The 22,345-nt window shown below is 32.4% G+C and carries 27 protein-coding genes, 1 other RNA gene and 1 pseudogene; 14 read left to right on the top strand and 15 right to left on the bottom strand.

Annotated features, from left to right (window positions below):
• Positions 1-12: 12 nt before the first annotated feature.
• Positions 13-1,239 (bottom strand): HD domain-containing protein, encoded by a 1,227-nt coding sequence (locus tag CHELV3228_RS00650; RefSeq protein WP_082199073.1) that lies wholly within the window; start codon positions 1,237-1,239, stop codon positions 13-15.
• 116 nt (positions 1,240-1,355) lie between these two features.
• Between CHELV3228_RS00650 and queC the strand changes: the two are divergent.
• Positions 1,356-2,021: pseudogene (gene queC / locus CHELV3228_RS00645) on the top strand (7-cyano-7-deazaguanine synthase QueC); the annotation flags it as partial.
• Here the strand turns inward: queC and ffs are convergent.
• An RNA gene (gene ffs / locus CHELV3228_RS00640) (signal recognition particle sRNA small type) lies at positions 2,022-2,119 on the bottom strand.
• A 110-nt stretch (positions 2,120-2,229) separates the two neighbouring features.
• On the opposite strand from ffs, the gene CHELV3228_RS00635 reads away from it, so the two are divergent.
• Together CHELV3228_RS00635 and CHELV3228_RS00630 are read left to right on the top strand one after the other, a co-directional pair.
• Entirely contained in the window at positions 2,230-2,931 is a 702-nt protein-coding gene (locus tag CHELV3228_RS00635) for a bacteriohemerythrin (RefSeq protein ID WP_234981013.1), read from the top strand.
• Positions 2,897-4,747 carry a flagellar assembly protein A gene (locus tag CHELV3228_RS00630; RefSeq protein WP_082199071.1) on the top strand — a complete coding sequence of 617 codons (1,851 nt, stop codon included), beginning with the start codon at positions 2,897-2,899 and terminating at the stop codon, positions 4,745-4,747. Before CHELV3228_RS00635 ends, CHELV3228_RS00630 begins: the two co-directional genes overlap by 35 nt.
• Here CHELV3228_RS00630 and recO read toward each other — a convergent pair.
• Positions 4,742-5,356 (bottom strand): recombination protein RecO, encoded by a 615-nt coding sequence (gene recO / locus CHELV3228_RS00625; protein WP_082199070.1) that lies wholly within the window; start codon positions 5,354-5,356, stop codon positions 4,742-4,744. The two genes, CHELV3228_RS00630 and recO, sit on opposite strands and share 6 nt — an antisense overlap.
• A gap of 215 nt (positions 5,357-5,571) precedes the next feature.
• Between recO and CHELV3228_RS00620 the strand changes: the two genes are divergently transcribed.
• Positions 5,572-6,468 (top strand): replication initiation protein, encoded by an 897-nt coding sequence (locus CHELV3228_RS00620; protein ID WP_082199069.1) that lies wholly within the window; start codon positions 5,572-5,574, stop codon positions 6,466-6,468.
• Between the two features lie 800 nt (positions 6,469-7,268).
• On the top strand, positions 7,269-8,948 hold the full coding sequence (locus CHELV3228_RS00615) for a relaxase/mobilization nuclease domain-containing protein (protein WP_082199068.1): 1,680 nt from the start codon (positions 7,269-7,271) through the stop codon (positions 8,946-8,948).
• A 10-nt stretch (positions 8,949-8,958) separates the two neighbouring features.
• On the opposite strand, the gene CHELV3228_RS00610 is transcribed toward CHELV3228_RS00615, so the two are convergent.
• From CHELV3228_RS00610 to CHELV3228_RS00575, 8 genes are all read right to left on the bottom strand, one after another.
• Positions 8,959-9,150: an adenine-specific methyltransferase EcoRI family protein gene (locus CHELV3228_RS00610; protein ID WP_082199067.1), complete on the bottom strand. Its 192-nt coding sequence runs from the start codon at positions 9,148-9,150 to the stop codon at positions 8,959-8,961.
• Positions 9,151-10,113 carry a RelA/SpoT domain-containing protein gene (locus CHELV3228_RS00605; protein WP_082199066.1) on the bottom strand — a complete coding sequence of 321 codons (963 nt, stop codon included), beginning with the start codon at positions 10,111-10,113 and terminating at the stop codon, positions 9,151-9,153.
• Between the two features lie 8 nt (positions 10,114-10,121).
• Complete coding sequence (locus CHELV3228_RS00600) at positions 10,122-10,379, bottom strand: plasmid mobilization protein (protein WP_082199065.1); 258 nt, start codon at positions 10,377-10,379, stop codon at positions 10,122-10,124.
• Between the two features lie 21 nt (positions 10,380-10,400).
• Positions 10,401-10,601, bottom strand: coding sequence for a type II toxin-antitoxin system HicA family toxin (locus CHELV3228_RS00595; RefSeq protein ID WP_082199064.1), 201 nt, complete (start codon positions 10,599-10,601; stop codon positions 10,401-10,403).
• Positions 10,594-10,833, bottom strand: a complete 240-nt coding sequence (locus CHELV3228_RS00590; protein ID WP_082199063.1) for a type II toxin-antitoxin system HicB family antitoxin — start codon at positions 10,831-10,833, stop codon at positions 10,594-10,596. The genes CHELV3228_RS00595 and CHELV3228_RS00590 overlap by 8 nt, the downstream gene beginning before the upstream one ends.
• A 30-nt stretch (positions 10,834-10,863) precedes the next feature.
• A complete protein-coding gene (locus CHELV3228_RS00585) occupies positions 10,864-11,142 on the bottom strand; it encodes a type II toxin-antitoxin system YafQ family toxin (RefSeq protein ID WP_082199062.1) in 279 nt (92 codons plus the stop codon).
• Entirely contained in the window at positions 11,135-11,401 is a 267-nt protein-coding gene (locus CHELV3228_RS00580; RefSeq protein ID WP_082199061.1) for a hypothetical protein, read from the bottom strand. The genes CHELV3228_RS00585 and CHELV3228_RS00580 overlap by 8 nt, the downstream gene beginning before the upstream one ends.
• Before the next feature lie 156 nt (positions 11,402-11,557).
• Positions 11,558-12,181, bottom strand: coding sequence for a ParA family protein (locus CHELV3228_RS00575; RefSeq protein ID WP_082199060.1), 624 nt, complete (start codon positions 12,179-12,181; stop codon positions 11,558-11,560).
• A gap of 139 nt (positions 12,182-12,320) precedes the next feature.
• Between CHELV3228_RS00575 and CHELV3228_RS00570 the strand changes: the two genes are divergently transcribed.
• The gene (locus tag CHELV3228_RS00570) at positions 12,321-12,671 is read left to right on the top strand and encodes a hypothetical protein (protein WP_115588742.1); all 351 of its coding nucleotides are present in this window, start codon (positions 12,321-12,323) and stop codon (positions 12,669-12,671) included.
• A gap of 75 nt (positions 12,672-12,746) precedes the next feature.
• Positions 12,747-12,998: a hypothetical protein gene (locus CHELV3228_RS00565; protein WP_082199058.1), complete on the top strand. Its 252-nt coding sequence runs from the start codon at positions 12,747-12,749 to the stop codon at positions 12,996-12,998.
• A 26-nt stretch (positions 12,999-13,024) separates the two neighbouring features.
• Here the strand turns inward: CHELV3228_RS00565 and CHELV3228_RS00560 are convergent, their stop codons facing one another.
• The 4 genes from CHELV3228_RS00560 to CHELV3228_RS00545 form a co-directional block, all read right to left on the bottom strand.
• A complete protein-coding gene (locus CHELV3228_RS00560; RefSeq protein ID WP_082199057.1) occupies positions 13,025-13,273 on the bottom strand; it encodes a hypothetical protein in 249 nt (82 codons plus the stop codon).
• Between the two features lie 106 nt (positions 13,274-13,379).
• Positions 13,380-13,805, bottom strand: a complete 426-nt coding sequence (locus CHELV3228_RS00555; protein ID WP_082199056.1) for a hypothetical protein — start codon at positions 13,803-13,805, stop codon at positions 13,380-13,382.
• Position 13,806: 1 nt separating this feature from the next.
• Complete coding sequence (locus CHELV3228_RS00550; protein WP_082199055.1) at positions 13,807-14,076, bottom strand: hypothetical protein; 270 nt, start codon at positions 14,074-14,076, stop codon at positions 13,807-13,809.
• Between the two features lie 23 nt (positions 14,077-14,099).
• Positions 14,100-14,654, bottom strand: coding sequence for a hypothetical protein (locus CHELV3228_RS00545; protein WP_082199054.1), 555 nt, complete (start codon positions 14,652-14,654; stop codon positions 14,100-14,102).
• Positions 14,655-14,903: 249 nt separating this feature from the next.
• Here CHELV3228_RS00545 and CHELV3228_RS00540 point away from each other — a divergent pair, with 249 nt between their 5' ends.
• From CHELV3228_RS00540 to CHELV3228_RS00515, 7 genes are all read left to right on the top strand, one after another.
• The gene (locus tag CHELV3228_RS00540) at positions 14,904-15,305 is read left to right on the top strand and encodes a hypothetical protein (protein WP_082199053.1); all 402 of its coding nucleotides are present in this window, start codon (positions 14,904-14,906) and stop codon (positions 15,303-15,305) included.
• A gap of 80 nt (positions 15,306-15,385) precedes the next feature.
• On the top strand, positions 15,386-15,553 hold the full coding sequence (locus CHELV3228_RS09975; RefSeq protein WP_156890187.1) for a hypothetical protein: 168 nt from the start codon (positions 15,386-15,388) through the stop codon (positions 15,551-15,553).
• A gap of 37 nt (positions 15,554-15,590) precedes the next feature.
• The gene (fdhD, locus tag CHELV3228_RS00535) at positions 15,591-16,373 is read left to right on the top strand and encodes a formate dehydrogenase accessory sulfurtransferase FdhD (protein ID WP_082199052.1); all 783 of its coding nucleotides are present in this window, start codon (positions 15,591-15,593) and stop codon (positions 16,371-16,373) included.
• Positions 16,366-17,124 (top strand): winged helix-turn-helix domain-containing protein, encoded by a 759-nt coding sequence (locus CHELV3228_RS00530; RefSeq protein WP_082199051.1) that lies wholly within the window; start codon positions 16,366-16,368, stop codon positions 17,122-17,124. Before fdhD ends, CHELV3228_RS00530 begins: the two co-directional genes overlap by 8 nt.
• On the top strand, positions 17,114-17,686 hold the full coding sequence (yedF, locus tag CHELV3228_RS00525) for a sulfurtransferase-like selenium metabolism protein YedF (RefSeq protein WP_082199050.1): 573 nt from the start codon (positions 17,114-17,116) through the stop codon (positions 17,684-17,686). Before CHELV3228_RS00530 ends, yedF begins: the two co-directional genes overlap by 11 nt.
• A 7-nt stretch (positions 17,687-17,693) precedes the next feature.
• Positions 17,694-18,716 (top strand): selenide, water dikinase SelD, encoded by a 1,023-nt coding sequence (selD, locus tag CHELV3228_RS00520; RefSeq protein WP_082200714.1) that lies wholly within the window; start codon positions 17,694-17,696, stop codon positions 18,714-18,716.
• Positions 18,717-18,839: 123 nt separating this feature from the next.
• Complete coding sequence (locus CHELV3228_RS00515) at positions 18,840-22,340, top strand: proline dehydrogenase family protein (protein ID WP_082199049.1); 3,501 nt, start codon at positions 18,840-18,842, stop codon at positions 22,338-22,340.
• The last annotated feature ends 5 nt before the right edge of the window (positions 22,341-22,345 follow it).

Raw genomic sequence — 22,345 nt, 5'->3', positions numbered from 1 at the left:
CGTTTTAGTCTCTCATATCTCAAATTCACTTTTTAACTCTTCACAAAGGGCGAGGAAATTAACTCCATCGATACTTTTGTTTTGAGAGAAAAATTTAAACATTTCATTAAAACCACTTAAAAGCTCTTTAGATTTTACCCCATAACTTATGGAAAGTCCTGCTTCGATGAAGGCGGCTAGTTTGTCGCAGTATTTAAGAGCTTTGCCATCAATCGCCCCAAATTCATCATCATTACAAACGCTTAAACTTCCACTACAAAGCTCTATCTTGCCATTTTTAAAAGTGCGGTTTTCAAATTCATTTTTAACCCATTTTTCTTCATTTTCTCTCCCCTCTCTAATGCCTAAGATATAGGAAAATTCCTCTCTCAAATTTTCAGGCACAAAGGGAAGAATTTTATCATTGATGAGTTGCATTTCATAATCATTTATAATAGTATGAAGTCCGTCTATGCCATACTTTACAGGGCTTATAATGTCGCGCGTAAGGCTTTCTGGTAGGTCGTGAAATAAGGCACAATAAAAATTATTTTCTAATCTTTTATCACAAGCTTTAATGCTAAGGGAATAAAAATAACTCAAAATCGCCACAACAAGCATATGTCCTAGCACGGCAGTTTCAGGTATGCGAGGCGTTTGCGCCCAGCGTTTTTGAAAGCGTAATCTCCCGCTTAAATCCACAAGTTTGGCGATTTTTTGATTAAGAGCGATTTTCCTAGCACCGATAAGCTCATAATAGTCCTCTAGCTCTTCCTCGACTTTATTTTTAATCTCCTCAATATCATTTAAAAAAGAGGAGGTTTGATAGATAATGTTAAATTCCCAACGCGTCGCAAAATAAGAAGCCGCCTTTAAAATCAATCTTTCTTTTGGATAATCATTTCCATTGATATAAGCTTCAAATCGTTTTAAAAACGCACCATTTTCGATATTTTCTAGCATAGGCTCTAAAATGCTAAAGACCCAGCTATTGACTTCATTTTTCTTTTGGCGGACGATTTGGTGATACACATCCGGGCGTATGTCGGTTACCGCAACGCGGCTTAGAAATTCAAAAATCCCCCCTTCGATAATCACTCTCATATCGACATTTTTTTCCATTTTGGCGATGAAATAGGCAATGATAAATTTATGCGCTTGTTTATCAAGCTCGACCAAATTTGCCATCCTAGGGTAGTCATTCCAGCGGCTTATGGAGGCAGCTTTAAAAATGTGTTCTATGAGTTTAATGTTTATCATCTTAAATCCTTTAAATTTGGCGTAATTATAGATTTTTATAATTTTTTTTGCAAGATATTATTTTTTAAATTGATTTGTCGATATGCTGTAAAACAAATTGATTAACAAGGTGGAAGATGAAAAAGGCTTTGTGTGTGATTAGCGGCGGAATGGATAGCACATTGTGTGCGTATTTGGCGAAGAGTGAGGGCTATGAAATTATCGCTTTGCATTTTGATTATCAGCAGCGCACAGAAACGAAAGAACGCGAGTGCTTTGTCAAAATTTGTGAAAATTTAGGCGTTTTAAAACGCTATATTTTAAATGCAAATTTTCTTAAAGATATAGGTGGAAATGCTTTGGTTGATGAAAGCCTTGCCGTACCTAAAAATGCCCTACATCAAAATGCCCTACCTAACACTTATGTGCCTTTTAGAAACGGCATATTTTTAAGCATAGCGGCTTCTTTAGCAGAAAAAGAGGGCTGTGAGGCTTTGTATATTGGCGTGGTGCAAGAGGATAGTAGCGGCTATCCTGATTGTAGTGAAAGCTTTATTAAAAAGGCTGAAAATTTCATCAATGAAGGCACTAGCAAAGACTTTACATTAAGCATTAAAACGCCTTTGGTGCATTTAGGTAAAGCTGAAATTGTAAGCCTTGCTTTAAAAGAAAATGTGCCTTTGGAGCTTACTTGGTCTTGTTATGAGAGTGAAGATAGTGCTTGTGGTGCTTGTGATAGCTGCTTGTTAAGATTAAAAGGCTTTGAAAAAGCGGGAGTAAAAGATAAGATAAGGTATCAAAACCTCTCCCCAGATGACTGCGGCACACATTAAATTCAAGTGCTCTGCTGTGTTCCCACCCTGAAGCTTTGCTTAAAGAAAACATTGCACAGGTCTGAGAAAAGGCAGGGAATTATAACGATTTAGCCTAAAATGTAAATAAATTTTTTGATAATTTATTTTATTTTTTTTTTTTTTGGTATTGTAATATTAAAAATATAAGGAATTTATGATGAAAAAGATTGACTGGACTAAGGAATTTAGCATTAATAACTACGCACTTGATAAACAGCACGAACTTATATTTGAAATTACAAATCACGCTAATGAACTTGCACATAAGGTTTTGCAAAATTGCGATGATGCTTTACAAGAAGAGCTTAAGAAGACGATTGTAAAGCTTTTTAATTACATTAAAATTCATTTTAAAGATGAAGAAACTTATATGAAAGATATTGATTTTCCACTATTTGAAGAGCATAGAGCCGCACATAAGGTTTTGGTGGAGAAAACTAAAGAAATTTTAAATTATTCTAAAGAGCCTCAAATTTTTGCAAAAGAACTTGCCATTTTGACAAAAGACTGGATAGCAAGGCATTTTTGCGTGGATGATAAGTGGATTGAAGCTTATATACATAAGGCGATTCATCTTAATGAGGTGCATTTTAGTTTAGAAACTTACAAAATTTTAAAAACTTTAAGGAATCCCAACATAGAACAAGAAGCAAAATTTAGCTATCTTTGTATGTGCGAGGATAAAATTCATAATGTACCAAAGAGCATTCACGAAGAGCTTTTAAGTGAGGAAAGTGTTTTAAAATGTGAAACTTGCGGACAAATTTTAGTTTTTTTAGAGGAAGATGAAGAAGATAAAGATTTTGCATTTTTAGCAAAAGAATTTGCAAAGATGGGAAAAATTCGTGTTTCAAAATAAAACTATACAAGTGGCAAATCCTTTTGAGACTTTGAAATTTGAGCAAGCAAAGTGGGATTTCGAGCTGGATTTTCGCATTTTAGATTTTGTAACTTTTGGCACAAAAAAATTTCCTCAAAGAAGCAAAATTTACACGCAAGATGAGCTTGAGGTGTTTTATGCAGATGATTTTTTTGTAAAAAATTATGATGTGATATATCAAGAGTTTAAAATAGAAATTTTTACAAAAATAAAGGATAATCCTTTTAAATTTGCCTTAAAAACAAATGCAAATTTAACGCTTTTAAAAGTGTGTTTGGACTATGAAAATTTCGAACTTAATTTAGATTTAAAAGAGGATTTAAGACAAGCTTTATATCAAACTTTAATTAAACATAAAATTCTCATTATTCGTTTAGATAAAGAGTTGGAGGATAATTTAGATAAATGCGTTCGCTTACTTAAAGAAAATAAAGCTAAGGGCTTTGAATTTGTGGTTGCAAATGGTGTGAGCGAAATAAAACATCAAAGTGCTGAACTTATTTTTCACAGAAATATAGAAGAAATTGTATGTGAGGATAAGGGTTATGATGAGGGAGATTATTCTAAGCCTGTGAAAAAAGATGAACTTTTGTTTGAATTTATCCATAAAAAATTAGGAAGAGAGGGAAGAAATTTAAGGGGTGAATTGCTAAAAATCGCCCCATCGGAAGAAGTGCTTAATTTTATAGAATTAAAAGATGATAGCATTTATGTGGAGAATTTACCGGATAGATTGCAGTATTTTAGTGCAAATTATGGTTTTTTGACAAAGGATATAGGCGGTTTTAGTGTAAGAAATTCTTTAAAAGTTTCAAGGGTGGATTTAAAAAATACAGGCTCGATTAAGGCTGATTTAAATGAAGAGGTTAATATCGAGGTTGCAAATAAAAATTTTAATGATGATGCAGTGAAATCTGGCATAGTCAATATAAAAGCCGCTAATGTCAATATAGAAGGGCATATAGGGGCGACGAAATTAGAAGCTGCTAAACTTCAAATCGCAGGCGCAACTCACGCAAAGTCGAAAATTTATGCAAAAACAGCTTTTATTGCTAATCATAAAGGCTCTTTTGAGGGAGACATTGTTTTTGTCAATAATTTAGAACGCGGTGAGATAAAAGCAAAAAATGTTTATGTGAAGCGGTGCATTGCTTCTAGGATAGAAGCAGATAATATTTTCGTTGAGGACCTTTTTATGGATAATAAGCTTTATCCTAAGAAAAATTTAGTGATTCTTAAAAATATAAAAGCAAATAATTTTATAAAAGTTTCCCCAGAAATTTTTATCAATAATGAATGTAAAGATGAGATTAAAGAACTTGAGGCTTTGCTTTATAGGCTTGATGTTAAGTTGGCAAATTTACTTAAGCAAAAGCAAAATTTTTATGCTTATCTTGTGAAAAATCAGGCAAGAATCATAAAACTTAGAAAAAGTGAAAATATCCATAATATCGATGTTAAGATTATGGAGCTTTATGAGGGAGTTTTAGCAAGATATGAAGAAGAAGTTTTGGAGTATAAAAAACTTATTAAGTTAAGATTTGAGATAAAAAGAAGACTTAAAAGCCTTTCGAATATGGTATTTAAGGCAAAAATTTATATCCAAAGTAAGCCAAAAGATGAGGATAATATTTTAGAATTTGCTAGCGATGGGAAAAGCTTTTGTTTAGAACTTAAACAAACCGGATTTTATCATTTAGAAACAAGCGGAATTAAGCGTGAGGTGGAATATGATGAAAGTGAGATTAATGTGCTCAAAACGCCTTTTTTGGAATTTTTGCAAGAAGAATCATAAGCCTTGTTTGATGAGTTCGTAAATTTGATTTATTTCTTCATCATCAAAAATGGAGCAGTTTTTTTTCTCGTAAAAAATTTCAAGTTTTTGGCGTGGGAATTCATAAGAAAAAGCACAAAGAGCGTGAGAGGGCAAAAAAGCTCTTAAAAGCGTGATGTTTCCCTGTATCTTTTCATCACAAGCAAAGCAAACAAAATTTTTATGCAGTCTCCCCTCAAATTCCAAAATTTTTACATAAGCATCACAAATAACTCGTTTTGGATTTTGTTTTAAAAAGCGTTTGGCACACTCATCAAGCAAGTCAAAATAAAAGCTATCAAGCTCACTAACTTCCTTTAAATGCTGATACAATAAGCGGATAAATTCTTGCCAAAAAAGCATTTTTTCTCGTTCCAAAATCCACGAAAATCCCAAATGAAGCACATCTTTAAGGCGGGGAAGAAAGGTGGCGTTTTCTTCAAGTGCAAAGTCGATTTTGTAGCCATTTAGTATGCTTGAGTGTCTTAATCCATAAAACCGATATGTTTTTAAAAGTGCTTTGGGGCTTAAGATAGAGACGATTAAATCCTCGTCCTTAACCCTTTGCGTGTGTAAAATGAAGCCTTGCAAATGAAGCCCTTAAAATGTCCCATTGAGTTTTAACCAATATTCATAAACACCCATTTTAGGCATTTATAGTTTTTATGTTTTTTTCTATTTAAAATATTAAGGGAAGAGAATCTCACCCCACAACTATCCTCTTCTAAGGAAATTATTATAACTTTCTATTATTAAAATTATGTCATAAAGTGATAAATAATTTTTTAATACAAGGAGTAGTTATTATGGGCTGTAAAAAATTAGTAACCTTTGACTTTGTGGAAGGGAATTATATTTTGAAAATGACAAAGGAAAATCAGGCAAAGGATTTAGTCAAAGTTAAAATTGGGATTTCTAAAGATTCTAATATTGTGTATCGTAATGAAATGAATACGATTAAATTTCCTAATTTTTCAGCTATGGATTTCAATCTCTTTTTTACAATTTGCTATTTTGGAATTAAGCGTAACTACAAAAGAAAAACTTTAAGAGGTGTTAAAATTAAATTTAGCGATTTAAGAATCTTTCTTCCTCAAATGAAAAACAAAAAGAGGTTTTTTGATGAAATTGCTAAATTTGTTAAATATAAACTAAAATTAGTTGGTGTAGATAGTATTGAATATGATGAAATGGCGCAAGAAGACGGAACAATGAAAGATTTGGATAATGGCAAGAGAAAGTTAAAAGGTGCGGTTTTTATAAAAAATTATATACTTGATGAAGAAAAAGAAGAGCTTTATTTAGAATTTACCCCTTATGCCTACTCTATGCTAAATGAATTTGGTAATTTTATGAGTTTTGATATGAATGAGTTTTGCTCTTTTGAAAACAAATATACCAAATCACTCTTTAGACTTCTTAAGCAATATGAGAACTCAAATTTTTACGCAGATAAAGAAAACCCTAGCATAAAAGCAATTTCTATGACTAAGGGTGAGTTTATAAAATTTATGGATACGCCGAGCAATTATAAAATGTCGCAGCTAGATTGCTTTGTGGTAATCCCCTCTTTAAAAGAATTAAACGGAAAAAGCTCATCTTTTAAAAATTTAACCTATGAAAAGCTTTATACTTGGAATAATGAGAGAAAAAAAGTTACAGGTTTTCAGTTTGTTTTTGAAAAAAGAACAATAAAAAATTAAATAAAAAGGGTAGTTTTTGCGGAATACTTTTTTAATAATTGAGTAGAAAAATAGGGAATAATAAGGATTTGTTTTTGCTTAAAATTTGCTAAAAAATATTTTTTTCATTTACCTTTCTTTTTAGCAAAGTATGAAAAAATTTTTATTTGATGATTTTTAAAATCCGCAAGAATTACCCTTTGCTAAAATTTTCAAATTCTTTTCTTTATTTTCTAAAAAATATTGATTGCATAGCTTAATAATAAAGCTTAGTTTTTTTATCATTGCTTAGTTATTTTTTATTGCATTTTTATGCAAAGTGTTGCTTTGGGTGTTAGGCTTAAAAAATTTCTTAGTTTATTAAAAAATTGCTTATTTTGTTAAAAAATATTGCTTAGTTAAATTGAAAATGCTTTGAAAAGTTTTGTTTTATTTTGATGGATTTTAATGAGTGATTTGTAAAAATTTTAAAAAAAAGTGAAGCAAAAAGAATAAAATCTTTTTTGAAAAGATTTAAAAAAACCTCGTTTTTTATTTTTCCATTTTTTTAAAAAATGAAAAAATCTTATATAAAGTCCTATTTTATAGGGCTTTATTTAGATTTACTATATACCTTTAGGGTTATCCTGCACCTTTACACACATTTTATTTTTTACTATACTTTTCATTAAAACTTATGAAAAACTTTTTGTGAGTTTTTGTAAAAATTTTCGCAAAGATTAGCAAAAATTTGGATTGAAAAATGAAAAATGTTTTTTGTGTTTTTGTGAAAAATGTTTGCTAATTTGTTTGTTATATTTTAAAAAAGGTTTAGCTTTAGTATGCGTGAGAATAAAAGTTATTTAGAAGAATTTATTGAAGAATTAAAAGTTAAAAGAAGTGCTTTTACAAAAACTGATTTGCCTGCTAAACACCATTATATTTTTGGAAGAGTTGTTAGCCTTAGAACTTTTAAAAAAGTTGAAAACAAAGTTAAAAATCATAAGCAAGTCTTAGTAAAATTAATAGGGAATATGGGAGCAAAAAGAACCTATAATGCTTTAAATTATATTATAGAAAATAGTGAAAATACTTTTGCAATTAATGAAAAGGGGGAAGAGGTTTTTTTAGAAGAGCTTATGAAAGATTGGAGCAAAAATTTTTTAAATAGAGAAAATTCTAAAGAGGCGTGGCATTTAGTTTTTTCTTTAGATGAAGATTATTTAACACCCAAAAAAGAAAGAGCTTTAAAAGAAAGTGTTAAAGATGTAATGGCAAGTCATTTTTTTGGACGCAAATATGCTTTTGTGATTCATAAACACCAAGCTAGACCGCATGTTCATGTTGTATTAAATAAGTTTAATTTTTTAGAATATAAGCGTTTGCATTTTGCAAAAAAAACGGATATAAAATATTTATTTGATAGTTTAAGAGAAGAGTTTGCCCTTGCTTTAAGTATAAGAGGAATGCAGTATATTAATCGCAGTCCTTTAGAAAAAAACCTAGAAGAAAGTATAAAAAAAGTGCAAAGAACAGACAGGCTTTTAAAAGCAGATTCTCAATTTGGTATTTCGACAATTTATGAAGATATTTATAAATCTTTTAATCAAAAAATTAAAGATAAAGAACAAAGAGTTAAAGCGTTAAAAATAGAATTTGAAGAAGTAAAAAATCATCACACCGAGCTTCAAAAATTATTAGAACAATATATAAGACACCAAAACAAAAGAAAATTTATTTTAGCTAAACAAATTAAAGAACACGGATTAAAATTAAAGCGATTGGGTAAAGAACTTATTAAAGAAAGTAAGGAATTAAAAAGATTAAATCGCTCACTTGATAATTCTAAAAATGATTTAAAAATTCACACGCTTTCTCGTTTTGAAAGCTCACAATATAAAAGAAATTTTTTAAGGTCTTATGAGAAGATGTATCCGCTTCACAAAGGAGCAAGTAAAAAAGATATACAAAATTATTATAGGGTTAAAAAGTCTTTAGAGCTTGAAACAAAAGAGATAAAAGAAAATGTCTTATTGTATAGCAAAAATTATTATAAAGATTATACTTTTGAGAATACAAATTTATTTGAGCTTGAGAAAAAAACTAAGGCTTTAAATGAAAATATTTACATTTTAAAGAATATGGATTATTTTTTAAAACAAGAAAGCGAGAATTATCTTTTAGATTTGAAAAAAAACCTTTCTTATATAGGAGAAATCTATAAAAATCGCTTTAAAACAATCGAAAAAGAGCTTATATTAAAAGGAGGTAAAAATAATTTTTTATTAAGAGAATATAGTAGAGGTTGTGAGTTTTTAGGACTTGAAAATAAAGTAAAAAAAGTGTTAAGTAGTGCTTCAAATATGAGTGAAGTGGGTGGTAGAAAAGCTTTAATGGGTGAGAAAAAAGTGCATAGAAATCTTTATGAAGAAATTCAGCAAAAATATAATAATCCGCAAAAAAATAATCAAAAACAAGCTTCTTTAAAAGAGCAAAATAATAATATGGGGCGGAGCTTTTAAGGGTTGGGATTTAATTAAAAAGCAAATTCGCCAATAACCCCACGCAATAAGCGCTAATTTTAGGGTCATCACAATTGCAAAGTATAATTTTGCCCTTAAAATGCTCTTTATAATGGCTTAATTCTTTTTCTATATCACTAAGCTTAGTATAAAATTCATCAAATTTATCTTTTTTGGCGAGATTAAGTGCTTGACTTGCCATTTAAAGAGTCTCATTGTTAAGTTTTTCTTGGATAAGTTTGATAAATTCCTTAGCATTTCCAAAATAATTAGGATAGGCTTTTTTTAGGTTTTTAATGCTATCAATATCAATTAAAACGGCGTTAATGCTTTCATCTTTTTCAAGCTTTTCATATAAAAAACTTGCCATATCTAATTCATTTTTATGAAAAATATAAGAGCTGAGTTGTTTTTTATTAAAATTAAGTGCAATTAAATAATATAAGTCTTTTTGTTTAGTGTCGATATGATGAAAGGCTAGGTTAATTCCGCTTAAAAGAGAAAGAATTTTATGTTTTTGATTGAGTTTTTTAAGGGTGTTTAATTCCTTTTTATTTGCTTCATTGTGGATAAGTTTAGAGCAGAGATAAAAAAAACTTTTATGCTCTTCTTCTCCCTCACCGCTTTTAAGGTTATGCTTAGAGATTAAAGAAAAGATTTCAACAGCAGTCGCCCAGTAATGTTGCTTTAAGTCCCTAATTTGAAATTCTATTTTGTAGCTCTTTAATTCCTCTTTGCCTTTATGATATTCAAAAACGATATGATAGCCCCTATATCCGTCTTCTTTTGGGTAAGTTACATAATCATTAATTTTTACAATTTTTAAGGCTCTTTTTTCATTTTTATAAAGTAATTCTATTTTATCCTTATATTCTTTTGCTTGTTTAATATCTTTAAAAACAGCTCTAACTCCCCCTATATCTTGCATTCTATCAAGTTGCATAGAACAAAAGCGTTTAAGTTTGCTTTTAATGGAGCTTAATCTTTTTAATCTTCTGGCGATAAATAAAGGTTTAGGAGTTTTATCCTTAATGGTATTAATGAGTGTATTCATCACTAGAATATGGGTGTTTCTATAAAGATTAAGTTTTTCTAAATCTTCATCACTTTGAGTATTAGCTCTTAAATGGTTGCCGATTGTTCTAATGAGTGCTTTTGTAATCATTATTAGCCTTATTCTGCAAAGAGCCTCATTCTAAAATATTCACTCATACTAAGATACCTTTTTTCTGCTCTTAGGGCGAGTTCTTTTAATTCTTCTTTGGTGCAGTAAAAAGTATAGGTGCAGTCTTTTTTATTTGTTTTTTTAGGTCTGCCTCTTGTCTTTTTAGTTTCTATTTCGCTTTCTTTTTCCATAAGCTCATCAAAAGAATTGTGATTATCCTTTTTAATGCTAATGTCTTTGAAATGATTTTTCTTTAAAACGCTCATTGTTTTTCCTTTCTAAAATATTTATTTGGCTAGCACTATGATATTAAAAAGCTCTTTGATAATTTTGGGGTGTAAAATCTTTCCACTATGATGAGGCAAAACAACCCTATATGAGCTTTTAATATAAATTCTATGACTACCTTTTTGCCTATCAAGACTAAAACCATTGATAAGTAAAATTTTCTCAGCCTCTTTAGCGGTTAATTTAGGCAATTCAGGCATTTAATCCTACTTGTATAGGTGATTTTACTTGTATTGAGGTAATAGAGATTGATTTTGTTTGTAGAGTTTTAATTTCCTCTTCTTGTAAGGATTCCAAATAAAGCTCACTCGCCTCTTTAATATTTGCAAGAGCCTCTTCATAAGTGTTTCCCTCGCTTATGCAACCTTTTAATTCAGGCACATAAGCAAAATATCCATTGTCATCTTTTTCAATAATGGCGTTTAAAGTCATTGTTTTTCCTTTCTAAAATGTTTCGTTTTCTTAAAATATCTCACCATGTGAGCCTATATTGATACAATACAAAATTAGCTTTTTTTCTAGTTTTTGATAGATTAAAAGTAAATCAGGTTTAATGTGGCATTCTCTAAAAGCCTTTAAATTACCCTTTAATGCGTGGTCTTTATGTTTTTTATCTAAAACTTCATCGTTGGCAAGTTTTTCTATAATGTCTTTAATACATTTTAGGTTCTCTTTATCGTGTTTAATTTTTTTCAAATTTGTTTTAAAAGGCTTTAAATATTTAATTTCATATTTAGTCATTTAAAATATCCTTAAACATTTTATCGACATTTTTATAGCTTTTATACAAATGAGGATTTTCCTTTATGTCTTTAGCTTCTTTTAACATTTTTGCTTCAAACTCAGGGGTATAACCATTTTCGGTTAAAACTTGCTTTTTTTGTGTTTTAGTCTTTGTTGATAATAATTTATATTCTGCTTGAATACTTTTAGCCATAGCTTCAAAAATAGGTAAAAAACTTTCATCGAAGTTTTTGATTGTAATTCCACAATTTTTCATTTTATTTCCTTTTTAATTTCGCTTTCAATCTGTTTAATTTCGGTATAGCAATCCTTATCAAATAAGATTATAAAATAAAGTATTTTAAAATTAATTTAAAAATATTATTTAATTAATTTAAAATTATTTTTTAATTGATTTAAAAATAGTGTAAAATTAATTGTTGTATTTTTCTATCAATTCATCAAAAAATAAAGAGAAGTCTCTTTTTGCTTTATTATTTTGAGTTTGAGATATGCCTAAGCCCTCACTTGTGGCTTTTCTTATTGCTTCTCTATCATAAAGTATGCTATCCATTAAAAAAATGTTTTGATTTGTTTTGTTTTTGACAAGCTCTTTAAAATCTAAAATTCTATTTTTTAAACTTGCATTTGTAAAAGCTCTATTAATAATGATAAAGCATTTTGCTTCCTTCTTAGCTTCTTTGATGAAAAGCTCTATCATATTATTTAAGACTGCTAAATCATATTGACTAGGATAAGTGGGGATTAAAACAATGTCAGCATTTTTTAGAGCAAAGTGCATTTCCTTACTATCTCTTCCGCCTGTATCTATGATGATACTATCATAAGTGTTTAAGAGGTTTGGTTTTCTTTCGTAATCAAAAGCCTTTTGAAGTTTCTCGCCTTTTCTAATATTAACAAAGATTTCGGCACTTCTTTGAGGGTCTAAATCTAAAAATAAAACTTTATCCCCCTCATCATTTAATTTACAAGCCAAATTAATCGCTAAACTCGTTTTTCCACTTCCGCCTTTTTCGTTGATGACTGAAACTATCATTTTAATCCTTTTTAATTTGTATAATTATATCAAAATAAACTTTAAATAATAATTAAAGTTGTTTTCATTGTGGAATATTTTTACTAGATTTTATTTATTTAAGTAAAAATTAATGATAATTATATATAATTTTAAAAGTATGAAAAAAGAAATGTTTGTTGATAGATTAGAAAAGCTTGGGCTTAGTGTTGATTTTTTTGCTGAACTAATTTGTTGTGAAAAGCAAAGTATAGAATATGGTTGGTTAGTTGAAAGATATTCCATTCCAAATTATGTAGAGCCTATTTTAAACCTTTTAATAGAATTGAAAAATAAATATGAGGCACAAGGAGGTAATTTTGATTTCTTAAAAGAAGATAGTTTAGAAAAGAAAAAAGAAGAAGTTTTAAAAGAATTAGAGGAAAGTAAAAAAATACTTGCTCTAATTAAAGAAAATAAAGCTTTAGAGGCTAAAATTTTAAAATTGAAACAAAAAATAATTAAATCTTAAAGGAGTAAAAATGAAATTGACAAAATTAGGTTTGGTTGCTTTGACAGCTGGTTTATTTTAAGTGCTTGTGGAGATATGGAAGATACCATAGTTAAAGATGTAAAGTATTATGAGGACAATAGAGAAGAAGCCACAAAGAAAGCTAAATGGTGTTTTGAAAAATTTAATCTTGAAGAAGAAAAAATTTTAGAAGAAGTCAAAGCTGGAAAAAAATATCCACATGATATAGTGGAATCTTTATATCCCGAAGATACAAAAATAGTCGATGTGATTAATAGAAAAAATTGTAAGTTTGCAACTTATGTCTATTTAGATGATAGAAGCTAACAAGTGTGGGATTTTTTCCCACGACTTCACTTATCTATACTTTTAAAGAAATGATTTAAATTAATTGCCAAATAAAGCAACAAGCTCATCATCACATAAATAAATACCACTAAACTCATCACTGCCACATTATCAATATTAAAAAGCACATATTCTATTTGGTTTGGCAAATCAAAATAATAAAGCAAAGCATTTAAACCTATTCCTAGAAAGTTAATAAGCACAAACCATAAAGCAAAGCTTTTAAACGCTTTTTTCCTTAATTCTTTTTTCATTTTAATCCTTTTTGCTTTTTTGCTCGGCTTGGTGAAGCCTTTTTTATTTTTACATATATTTTAAATTATTTTAAAATATTTTTTAATTAATTTAAAATTAATTCTTTCATCTTGTTTCCTTTCTTATGTTTTCATAAGGGGGCTTTTTCACGCCCCCTCTCTTAGCTAAATAACTAACTAACATTTCACTAGAAAATAAGCCGCCTTGATTAGCTCTTATAATTTCCCTCGTGTGTTTTTCTTTTTTAAGTGCCTTAGCTCTTAAAAAATCCGCTTTTTTTGCTTCTTTTTTTGCCTTTAAGTCTAGTTTTTGTTTTAAAAGGCTTTTTAAAAATTCTTTGATTTGTTTGGGGCTTTTTGCCTTATAAATTAAACTTTTTCGTTTAAATAAATAAAAGTCGTTTTTGTTTTGGAAAAAATCTAAATCTAAATAGCAAGCAAGGGCGTTAAGCTCTACATAACTTGTTTTAAACTTATTAAGGCTGTTAAGCCCTATTAAATCAATTTGCTTAATTCTTTGTGCTAAATTCATTTTATGCTCCTTTTTTGTTTAAAAATGTATTACATTCATAACAATAACCTAAGTCAAGCCCCTTAATGTTTTCTATAAAATGGCAAGCCTTACATTTTTTAAAGTTTTCAAAAAAGAAAGTTTTAAAACTTTCTAAACTCTTTAAATCCTCGCTTTGTAAATTGGTATTTAAAACCATATTTAAAAGCGTTTTTATCTCCTCGTCCTCTTTAAGGTGTCCTTGTTCTTTTAAAGCCTTTATGTAGGCTTTAATTGTTTCTAAGTTTTTCATTTTTAACCTTTCTTAAGGGGATTCTAATCCCCATAAGCCTCGTTAATCAAATAAATAAGGTGTTTAAGATTTAAAAAGCTTTCGTCTTTTAAATCTCTTCCGCTTAATTCTTGTTCGATTTTGTTTAAATCAAGTTCTTTTAAAAGTGTGTCTAATTCCTCTTTTAAATGCTCTTGATTGGTGTCTATACTTAAACTTACTCCATCACTAAAAAAATCAACTTCGTTAAATTCTTTTAAGCCATGACTTTCTAAAAAGCTGTTTGCCTCTTCTAAAACTTTATCCCCTATGGCTAAAAATAAACCTTCTCGCCCTATAAATTCCTTATATTCTTTGCTTTTTTCGATGTCCTCGTATTTTTCTTGGAAAGATTCAAGAGCCTCGCTTAAGTAAATTCCCGCACTGTAATAATTATCATAAGCACATAAATTATAATCCTTAACATAATTTAAAGCCCAGTTAATATTAACTGGGTAAAGTTTTGCCTCCGCACTCTCTACAACTTCGCAATAAGCCCTTAAATAGTCGTGCCTTTCGTTCTCGGCTCTTAGCTCTTCTAATTCTTTAACATTTACCATTTTTCTGGTTTCCTTTCTTTGTTGTTATTGTTAAAATTATATACTAAAAACACTTAAAAAAGCTTAATATAATAAAAACTAAAAACATTTAACCCCCCCCCTCGCCCATATTCTCTCCCTTTCCCCCTTTTTTTCAAGGGCGTTAGCCCGCATTTTTGTGAGACCTTAGGCTCACAAAACTCGAAATGAAACCGTAGGGTTCATTGAGCTATAAGCAAAAATTAAGCAACAATTTTATATAATAACTTTATGACGAAAGAAGAATTTAAGCAATTAAGAGCAGAAGCTGGTTTTAGCAGTGATTCAGGATTTTTAAGAAAAATGGGTTATTTAAGCTCAAATGTTGCGAATAATTGGCTTAATGGAAGAAGCGAATACCCAAAATTTCTTAGAAATATTTTTTTTCTATTAAAGCTAAACAGGGAATTTAATGCTGATGAATTTAAAAGTTTCTTATTAAATTTAAAATCAAAGTTGAATGAAAAAAAAATAAAGAAAGCAAAATTATTAAAAAAAGATAAAAGAAATTTGATAAAAAGAGTAAAAGCTGTTTCAAATAATCTTTCCCTTGAAGAATTGAAAAATAAAAATGCGGAGCTTCAAAAAGAACTTGAAGTTTTAGAAAAATTAGCATTAGAAGTTAAAAAGTAAAAAATTATTGAACTTTCATAAGTGGGGGGGGGGGGGGTTCCCCCCCCCATTTGAGCGATTTTAAAGAAGTAGCAAATTGTATGATGAGTAAAAGAGATGAAAGAAATGAAAAATGTAGAGAATTTGTTGTTTTTATGCGAAAAAACATTAAAAGCAATCTAGGATATTTAGATGAAGTTAATGCTTATAATTGTCGAAATGTTTTAAGAATTAACGATGATTTGGCAAAGAAATTACTAGAATTATAAAAGCGGAATATAATAAAAAAAACTTAAGGCGGAGGCTATGGAGGCTTTATTTACAACCGAGATTGTAAAATATAGGGGCGATGAGAGGCTCATTTGCGAAGATACTTTAGTGCGTGAAATTAAGCTTGAAATTTTTGTCAATGATGAAAAAATCGGTGCTTTAATGGCTACACCCACAGACGAACAAGCCTTAGCGGTGGGTTATTTAATGAGTGAAAATATCATCGCTAAAGTAAGCGATATACAAAACATAGAAAGCCAAAATGACGGAATGAGCGTTCATATCAAAGCAAAAATTGATGAAGCAAATTTAGCAAAACTTAATGCTGAGGGCGTTGTCATTAGTGGGTGTGGGAGAGCGCACACGGCAAACATCGACCCAGAAGCCATACAAGCAAGTCAAATCAACTCTAAAGCCAAATTTAGCAAAACACAAATTCTTAAACAAATGGGCGAATTTTATACGCAATGTGATTTATACGAAAAAACAGGCTGTGTGCATACGGCAAAACTTTTTGTTGATGAAAAAAGCTTTTTCATCGGCGAGGACATCGCCCAGCACAACACTATAGATAAAGCACTTGGCAAAGCAAGACTTGCGGGGGTTGATTTGCAAGATTGTTTTTTAATGGTGAGTGGGAGATTAAGCTCCGAAATGGTAGCAAAAGCGGTAATGCACAAAATCCCAGTGCTTGTTTCACGCACCGCACCAACTTGCCTTGGCGTGATGATAGCGAGGAAATTTAATCTCACCCTTTGTGGCTTTGCAAGAGAAGATAAAATCAACATTTACAACGGAGAATTTAGAATTGATGAATGAAATTGTAAATTATATGAAAGAGCTTTTAAATAGCAACGAGAAACTAGACTGCGGAACAGCGTTTAAAATCGCTAAAAAATTTGATAAAAAAGTCGAAGAAATCGGCAAAATCGCTAACGAAAATGGAATTCGCATTGATAATTGTGAATTAGGACAATTTGGACATCTAGATTTTGAAAAAGGCAAAATCGAAACACTAAAGGCTCTTGAGCCTTTTTTAGATGAGAAAAAACGCATTTTTTGCAAAGACGCAAGAGATGTTGCCAAACAAGGCTTTGGGCTTAAAAATGTCCGCTCAAGTCTTAAAACCTACAAAATAGATGTAAAATACTGCAAATTAGGTTGCTTTAAAGAAAAAAGAGGAAAGCAATTTGTCGTAAAAACAAAAACTTGGATAGAAAATGCGGATGGGGATTTGCTTTTTGGCAAGGGCAAAACCGAGCTTTTGGAACTCATCGCACAAACAGGAAGCTTACTTCACGCCTCTAAACTTATGGGGATAAATTATAAAAAAGCTTGGACGCATTTACAAACGCTTCAGCTAAATTCTCAAGAGGTGCTTGTTAAATCGAGACAAGGGCGTTCAAGTAAATCGGGCACAAAACTCACACCAAAAGCCTTAGAATTAATGGAAAATTACACTATCTTACAAAAAGACATTGAAGAATATGCCAACAAGCGCTTTAAAGAACTATTTTTCAAAGAGGAAGACAAAAATCAAATCAATAAGAGGAAAAACAATGAAAATTGACTGCCGTAATCTTGCTTGTCCCAAGCCCGTTATAGAAACAAAAAACGCCCTAGAAAAACTTGAAAATGATGATGAGCTAGAAATTCTTTTAAATTCTAGCGTGTCAAAAAATAATGTAATGAAATTTTTAACTTCCTTAAATTTAGCCCACACTTGCGAGGAAAATGGCGAGGAATTTTGTATAAAAGTGCAAAAAAGCACTTGTGAATTAAGCTTTGATGAAACGCAAAATGAAAGCATTTTATTTCTTAAAAGCACTAAAGTGGGAGAGGGGGAACTAGGCGAAAATTTACTTGTCGGCTTTTTATCCACACTAAAAAGCTTGGAAAATCGCCCTAGTAAGATAATTTGCGTCAATGAAAGCGTTTTGATAAATACCGATAAAAACCACAAAGCCCACGAAGCTATGCTTGAGCTTGAGAAATTTGGCATAGAAATTATAAGCTGTGGAGCGTGTTTAGAATTTTTTGGCAAAACTAAGGAACTAAAAATCGGCACCATAGGCAATGCTTATGCCACTTTAAATGAGCTTTTTAGCAAAGCAAAAATCATCACTTTATAAGGCTTCAATGAAATATAAAAATCAAAATTTAACCCACTTTGTTAAAGCGGCAGGTTGAGCAGCGAAGTTAAGCCCGTGCGGTCTTAAAACAATCCTAAACTTTATGCAAACAAGCCCCGCTTTGCTTAGTGGTATCGGCAACAACGAAGATGCGAGTATTTATAAGATAGACGAAAATTTAGCCCTCGTGCAAAGTCTTGATTTTATCACGCCCATTGTGGATAGCGCTTATCATTTTGGAGCTATCGCTGCGGCAAATGCTTTAAGTGATATTTTTGCTATGGGTGCTGAGGCGATAAATGCTTTAAATATCGTAGGATTTGATAGTAAAAATCACAATTTAGAAATTTTGCAAGAAATTTTGCAAGGGGCAAATGATAAAGTCAAAGAGGCAAACACCCTAACTCTAGGCGGACACACCATAGAAAGCACAGAAATGTTTTTTGGATTAAGCGTAACAGGCAGGGTGCATCCTAATAAATTCATCGCAAATAACACCGCAAAAATAGGTGATGTCATCATCTTAACCAAACCTTTGGGCGTTGGAATTTTAAGCACGGCTTTAAAAGGGGGGATTTTAAAACAAATACACCTTGAAAGTATGCTTGAAAGTATGCTTTCTCTCAACCTAAAAGCAAGTCGTTTGGCGGTAAAATTTAACGCTAGTGCAATGAGTGATGTAACAGGCTTTGGACTTTTGGGACATTTAAGAGAAATGCTAAATCCTCAAATTTCCATTACACTATTTAAAGATACAATTCCGCTTTTAAAAGGCGTGAGGGATTATTTTGATATGGGCTTAATCCCAGCGGGGGCTTATCAAAACTATGAATTTATAAAAACAATCTGTCCGCATTTGCAAGAAGAAGCCCTTTTATTTTGCAGTCCTGAAACTTCTGGTGGGCTTTTAATTACCATCGATGAAAAAAATTCTCAAAATTTACTTCAGGCTCTTAATAATGAGGGAATTGACGCAAAAATTATAGGAAATTGCGAGACAAAAGAGAAGTGTGAAATTTCAATTCTTTAAATTTTAAATGTTACCAAACTATACATAAGAGCAAAAATCTAAGCGTAAAAATAAAACTTGGAAAGCAAAAATTAATCTTTAATTGTATCATTTAGAAAACTGACTTAAAAAGGATATTACAAAATGATACAAAAATCCCTAGCCCTAGCCGAAACGCTACAAAATAAAATAGAGCAGAATCTCTCTTCTAGCGAGCGAGCATTTCACGCCAAAATGCAAAAGCTCCTAAATAATCCCCAAAATAAAGTAATGCTGATAGAGCTGCTAGACCGCTCCTTTCGCTGCAAGGATAGGGCAGCGAGCTTTGAGCTTATAGAGCATACACTGCATAAATTTGGCATAGCGGACTTTTTCTCTGCGTTTGAGAAATTTTTGCTTCTTTGCTTTTTGAATGCTGGGCGATTTGTCCCTAAGCTTAGCGTGCCATTTTTCATCTCGCATTTGCGTAATGATACTAAGGCTATGGTGCTAGATTCTAATGAAAGCTTTTTATCGCCTCACATCGCTAAACGCAAGAGTGAGCAAAATATCACGCTTAATGTCAATCTCATCGGCGAAGAGGTGCTGGGCGAGGCGGAGAGCCATTACCGAATGCAAAAATACGAAGAAGCCCTAAAATCAAGCTACATCACTTACATTTCTATCAAAATCACTACGATTTTTTCACAGATTAACATTATAGATTTTGACTACTCTAAGGCTGAAGTGGTAAAACGGCTTGATACGCTCTACGCTCTAGCACTTGAAGAGGAGAAAAGGCAGGGTGTGAGCAAATTTATCAATCTTGATATGGAGGAGTTTAGGGATTTAGAGCTGACTGTGGCGGCGTTTATGGAGAGTGTGAGTAAATTTGACATCAAAGCTGGAATCGTGCTGCAGGCTTATATCCCAGATTCTTATGAGTATCTTAAGATTCTGCTTGCCTTTTCAAAAGAGCGGGTTGAGAAGGGAATGAAGCCTATTAAAATCCGCTTTGTTAAGGGTGCAAATATGGAGAGTGAAGAGACCATAGCAAGCCAAAGAGGCTGGGAGCTACCGACCTTTCATCGCAAGATTGACACTGATAGCAACTACAACAAAATGCTAGATTTAGTCCTAGAAAATGAAAATTACAAATACATTAACATCGGTATTGCAAGTCATAATATCTTTGAAATCGCCTATGCCTATACGCGTATTATGGAAGCTGGAGCGGGTGAGAGCTTTACTTTTGAAATGCTAGAGGGTATGAGCTTGCAATGCTCTTATGAGCTATCTAAAATGCACAATCTCATTTTATACGCGCCTGTGTGTGATGAAGCGCATTTTAATAACGCCATTGCTTACCTTGTGCGCCGTTTAGATGAAAACACAAGCGAAGATAATTTTATGCGCCATTTTTTCAATCTCAAAGTGAGCTCCAAAGCGTGGGAGGAGCAAAAAAATCTCTTTTTAGATTCTCTTAAAGGTATTGCTAGCCTTGATAACTCCACGCACAGAAAGCAAGATAGGACAAAGGTGCAAAAAGTGCTAAGCTCGTATGAGAGTAAGCAGTTTAACAATGAAAGCGATACGGATTTTATCCTGCCACAAAATCGCCTATGGGCGCAAGAAATCAAGGCAAAATACGAGAATTTAACGCATTTTAATGTCTATCCTGTGGCTGGGGATATGGACTTCACACAGGAGAATCTAAATGCTCTAGAAGTGGGAGATAAAATTGAGAATCGCCCTATCGGCAGAGCCTATCTCGCAGGGGAAAAACAAATCGCCCACGCGTTAAAAGTAGCAAAAGATTCTAACTTTTCTCAAAAAAGTAGTGATGAGATTTATAAGATTCTTTCAAAAGCCGCGCAGCTTTTACGCGAACGCAGGGGGGATTTAATCGGTATAGCTGCGCTTGAAACGGGCAAGACATTTTTAGAGATTGACCCAGAGGTGAGTGAGGCGATTGACTTTGTGGAGTTTTATCCGCATTCACTAGAAAAGCTCAAATCGCAAAATCCCAAAACGACCTTTAAACCCAAAGGCATAGGCGTTACTATCGCGCCGTGGAATTTCCCTGTGGGCATTTCTGTGGGGACCATTGCCGCGCCCTTAGCGGCTGGGAATGTGGTGATTTATAAGCCCTCTTCACTCTCCACGCTCACAGGCTATAAGCTTTGCGAGTGTTTCTGGGACGCTGGGATTCCAAAAGATGCGCTAATATTCTTGCCTGCAAAGGGCAGGGATATTTCTACTTATCTTTTAAGCGATGAAGCGGTGAAATTCTCTATTCTTACAGGCGGAGAGGATACGGCGTATGCGATGTTAAAGGCAAATCCTACTTTGCTTTTAAGTGCTGAGACAGGGGGTAAAAATGCCACCATCGTATCAAAATTTGCCGATAGGGATAGCGCGGTGAAAAACATTATCCACTCCGCGTTTTCAAATTCTGGGCAAAAATGCTCGGCTACTTCGCTGCTTGTGCTAGAAGATGAAGTCTATAATGATGAGGAGTTTAAAAAAGCCCTTGTAGATGCCGCGCAATCGCTTGCCGTGGGAAGTCCATTTGTATTTAAAAATAAACTCGGCGCACTGTGTGATAAACCAAGTGAGAAAGTGCTAAAAGCTATAAACGAGCTAGAATCTGGCGAGGAGTGGGCATTAAAGCCTACATTTGTGAATGACAATCCACACCTTATGACACCGGGCATTAAATACGGCGTGAAAAGGGGAGCTTTCACGCATATGAATGAGCTTTTCGCGCCTATTCTTAGCGTGATGAAGGCAAAAGATTTGCAAGATGCTATTGAGATAGTCAATGCCACAGGCTATGGGCTTACGGCTGGGTTTGAAAGCCTAGATGAAAGAGAGTGGGAGTATTTCCACACGCACATTGAAGCGGGAAATATCTATATCAATAAGCCAACCACTGGTGCTATCGTGCTGCGTCAGCCTTTTGGTGGGGTGAAAAAGTCCGCTATCGGCTTTGGGAGAAAGGTGGGGATTTATAACTACATCACGCAGTTTATGGATATAGAATCAGAATCTGATGAGAATCTATCGGGGAATCACTTCTCACAAGCCATGCAAAAGCTTGATATAAGCGCGGAAAAAAGCGATAAACAAGCCCTAGAAAATGCAAAAATAATGGCGCAATCCTATGCCTATCATCACAGGCACGAATTTAGCGTGGCAAAGGACTATGTGCATATCCGCGGCGAGGATAATCTTTTCTCCTATACAAAAATCAAAAATTGCGGCTTTAGAGTGAGTGATGATGATAGTTTGCAAGATATTTTGGGCGTGATTCTGGGAGCAAATACCGCTGATGTCCCGCTATCTATCAGCTATGAATCTCACGAGCAAATCGCCCTAGCTAAAGAGCTATGCAAGGCAGTGGGGCTTAATGCGGAATTTGCAAAGGAGAGCAAGGAAGACTTTATCGCTAAAATGGCTTCATTTGAGAGAATCCGCTATCACGCTAAGGCGGATAAAAGCGACCCACTCTATCAAGCCGCTGCAAAAGAGGCGAAAATCATTATCCGTGAAAAGCCCTTGCTGAATGGACGCTTTGAGCTACTCTATTATCACAACGAAAAGGCGTTAAGCATATCCTATCATCGCTATGGGAATCTCGGCATACGCGCCTTAAAACATTAAAAAGG

The organism is Campylobacter helveticus, assembly GCF_002080395.1.
Lineage (GTDB): Bacteria > Campylobacterota > Campylobacteria > Campylobacterales > Campylobacteraceae > Campylobacter_D > Campylobacter_D helveticus.
This window is presented reverse-complemented; position numbering and strand designations above follow the sequence as displayed.

What these genes read in the sequence shown, in the direction of transcription:
- CHELV3228_RS00650 (WP_082199073.1), bottom strand. Translation starts at nt 1,239, where the DNA reads ATGATAAACATTAAACTCATAGAACACATTTTTAAAGCTGCCTCCATA.
- CHELV3228_RS00635 (WP_234981013.1), top strand. Translation starts at nt 2,230, where the DNA reads ATGAAAAAGATTGACTGGACTAAGGAATTTAGCATTAATAACTACGCA.
- CHELV3228_RS00620 (WP_082199069.1), top strand. Translation starts at nt 5,572, where the DNA reads ATGGGCTGTAAAAAATTAGTAACCTTTGACTTTGTGGAAGGGAATTAT.
- CHELV3228_RS00615 (WP_082199068.1), top strand. Translation starts at nt 7,269, where the DNA reads ATGCGTGAGAATAAAAGTTATTTAGAAGAATTTATTGAAGAATTAAAA.
- CHELV3228_RS00610 (WP_082199067.1), bottom strand. Translation starts at nt 9,150, where the DNA reads ATGGCAAGTCAAGCACTTAATCTCGCCAAAAAAGATAAATTTGATGAA.
- CHELV3228_RS00605 (WP_082199066.1), bottom strand. Translation starts at nt 10,113, where the DNA reads ATGATTACAAAAGCACTCATTAGAACAATCGGCAACCATTTAAGAGCT.
- CHELV3228_RS00600 (WP_082199065.1), bottom strand. Translation starts at nt 10,379, where the DNA reads ATGAGCGTTTTAAAGAAAAATCATTTCAAAGACATTAGCATTAAAAAG.
- CHELV3228_RS00595 (WP_082199064.1), bottom strand. Translation starts at nt 10,601, where the DNA reads ATGCCTGAATTGCCTAAATTAACCGCTAAAGAGGCTGAGAAAATTTTA.
- CHELV3228_RS00590 (WP_082199063.1), bottom strand. Translation starts at nt 10,833, where the DNA reads ATGACTTTAAACGCCATTATTGAAAAAGATGACAATGGATATTTTGCT.
- CHELV3228_RS00585 (WP_082199062.1), bottom strand. Translation starts at nt 11,142, where the DNA reads ATGACTAAATATGAAATTAAATATTTAAAGCCTTTTAAAACAAATTTG.
- CHELV3228_RS00580 (WP_082199061.1), bottom strand. Translation starts at nt 11,401, where the DNA reads ATGAAAAATTGTGGAATTACAATCAAAAACTTCGATGAAAGTTTTTTA.
- CHELV3228_RS00575 (WP_082199060.1), bottom strand. Translation starts at nt 12,181, where the DNA reads ATGATAGTTTCAGTCATCAACGAAAAAGGCGGAAGTGGAAAAACGAGT.
- CHELV3228_RS00570 (WP_115588742.1), top strand. Translation starts at nt 12,321, where the DNA reads ATGAAAAAAGAAATGTTTGTTGATAGATTAGAAAAGCTTGGGCTTAGT.
- CHELV3228_RS00565 (WP_082199058.1), top strand. Translation starts at nt 12,747, where the DNA reads ATGGAAGATACCATAGTTAAAGATGTAAAGTATTATGAGGACAATAGA.
- CHELV3228_RS00560 (WP_082199057.1), bottom strand. Translation starts at nt 13,273, where the DNA reads ATGAAAAAAGAATTAAGGAAAAAAGCGTTTAAAAGCTTTGCTTTATGG.
- CHELV3228_RS00555 (WP_082199056.1), bottom strand. Translation starts at nt 13,805, where the DNA reads ATGAATTTAGCACAAAGAATTAAGCAAATTGATTTAATAGGGCTTAAC.
- CHELV3228_RS00550 (WP_082199055.1), bottom strand. Translation starts at nt 14,076, where the DNA reads ATGAAAAACTTAGAAACAATTAAAGCCTACATAAAGGCTTTAAAAGAA.
- CHELV3228_RS00545 (WP_082199054.1), bottom strand. Translation starts at nt 14,654, where the DNA reads ATGGTAAATGTTAAAGAATTAGAAGAGCTAAGAGCCGAGAACGAAAGG.
- CHELV3228_RS00540 (WP_082199053.1), top strand. Translation starts at nt 14,904, where the DNA reads ATGACGAAAGAAGAATTTAAGCAATTAAGAGCAGAAGCTGGTTTTAGC.
- CHELV3228_RS09975 (WP_156890187.1), top strand. Translation starts at nt 15,386, where the DNA reads ATGATGAGTAAAAGAGATGAAAGAAATGAAAAATGTAGAGAATTTGTT.
- fdhD (WP_082199052.1), top strand. Translation starts at nt 15,591, where the DNA reads ATGGAGGCTTTATTTACAACCGAGATTGTAAAATATAGGGGCGATGAG.
- CHELV3228_RS00530 (WP_082199051.1), top strand. Translation starts at nt 16,366, where the DNA reads ATGAATGAAATTGTAAATTATATGAAAGAGCTTTTAAATAGCAACGAG.
- yedF (WP_082199050.1), top strand. Translation starts at nt 17,114, where the DNA reads ATGAAAATTGACTGCCGTAATCTTGCTTGTCCCAAGCCCGTTATAGAA.
- CHELV3228_RS00515 (WP_082199049.1), top strand. Translation starts at nt 18,840, where the DNA reads ATGATACAAAAATCCCTAGCCCTAGCCGAAACGCTACAAAATAAAATA.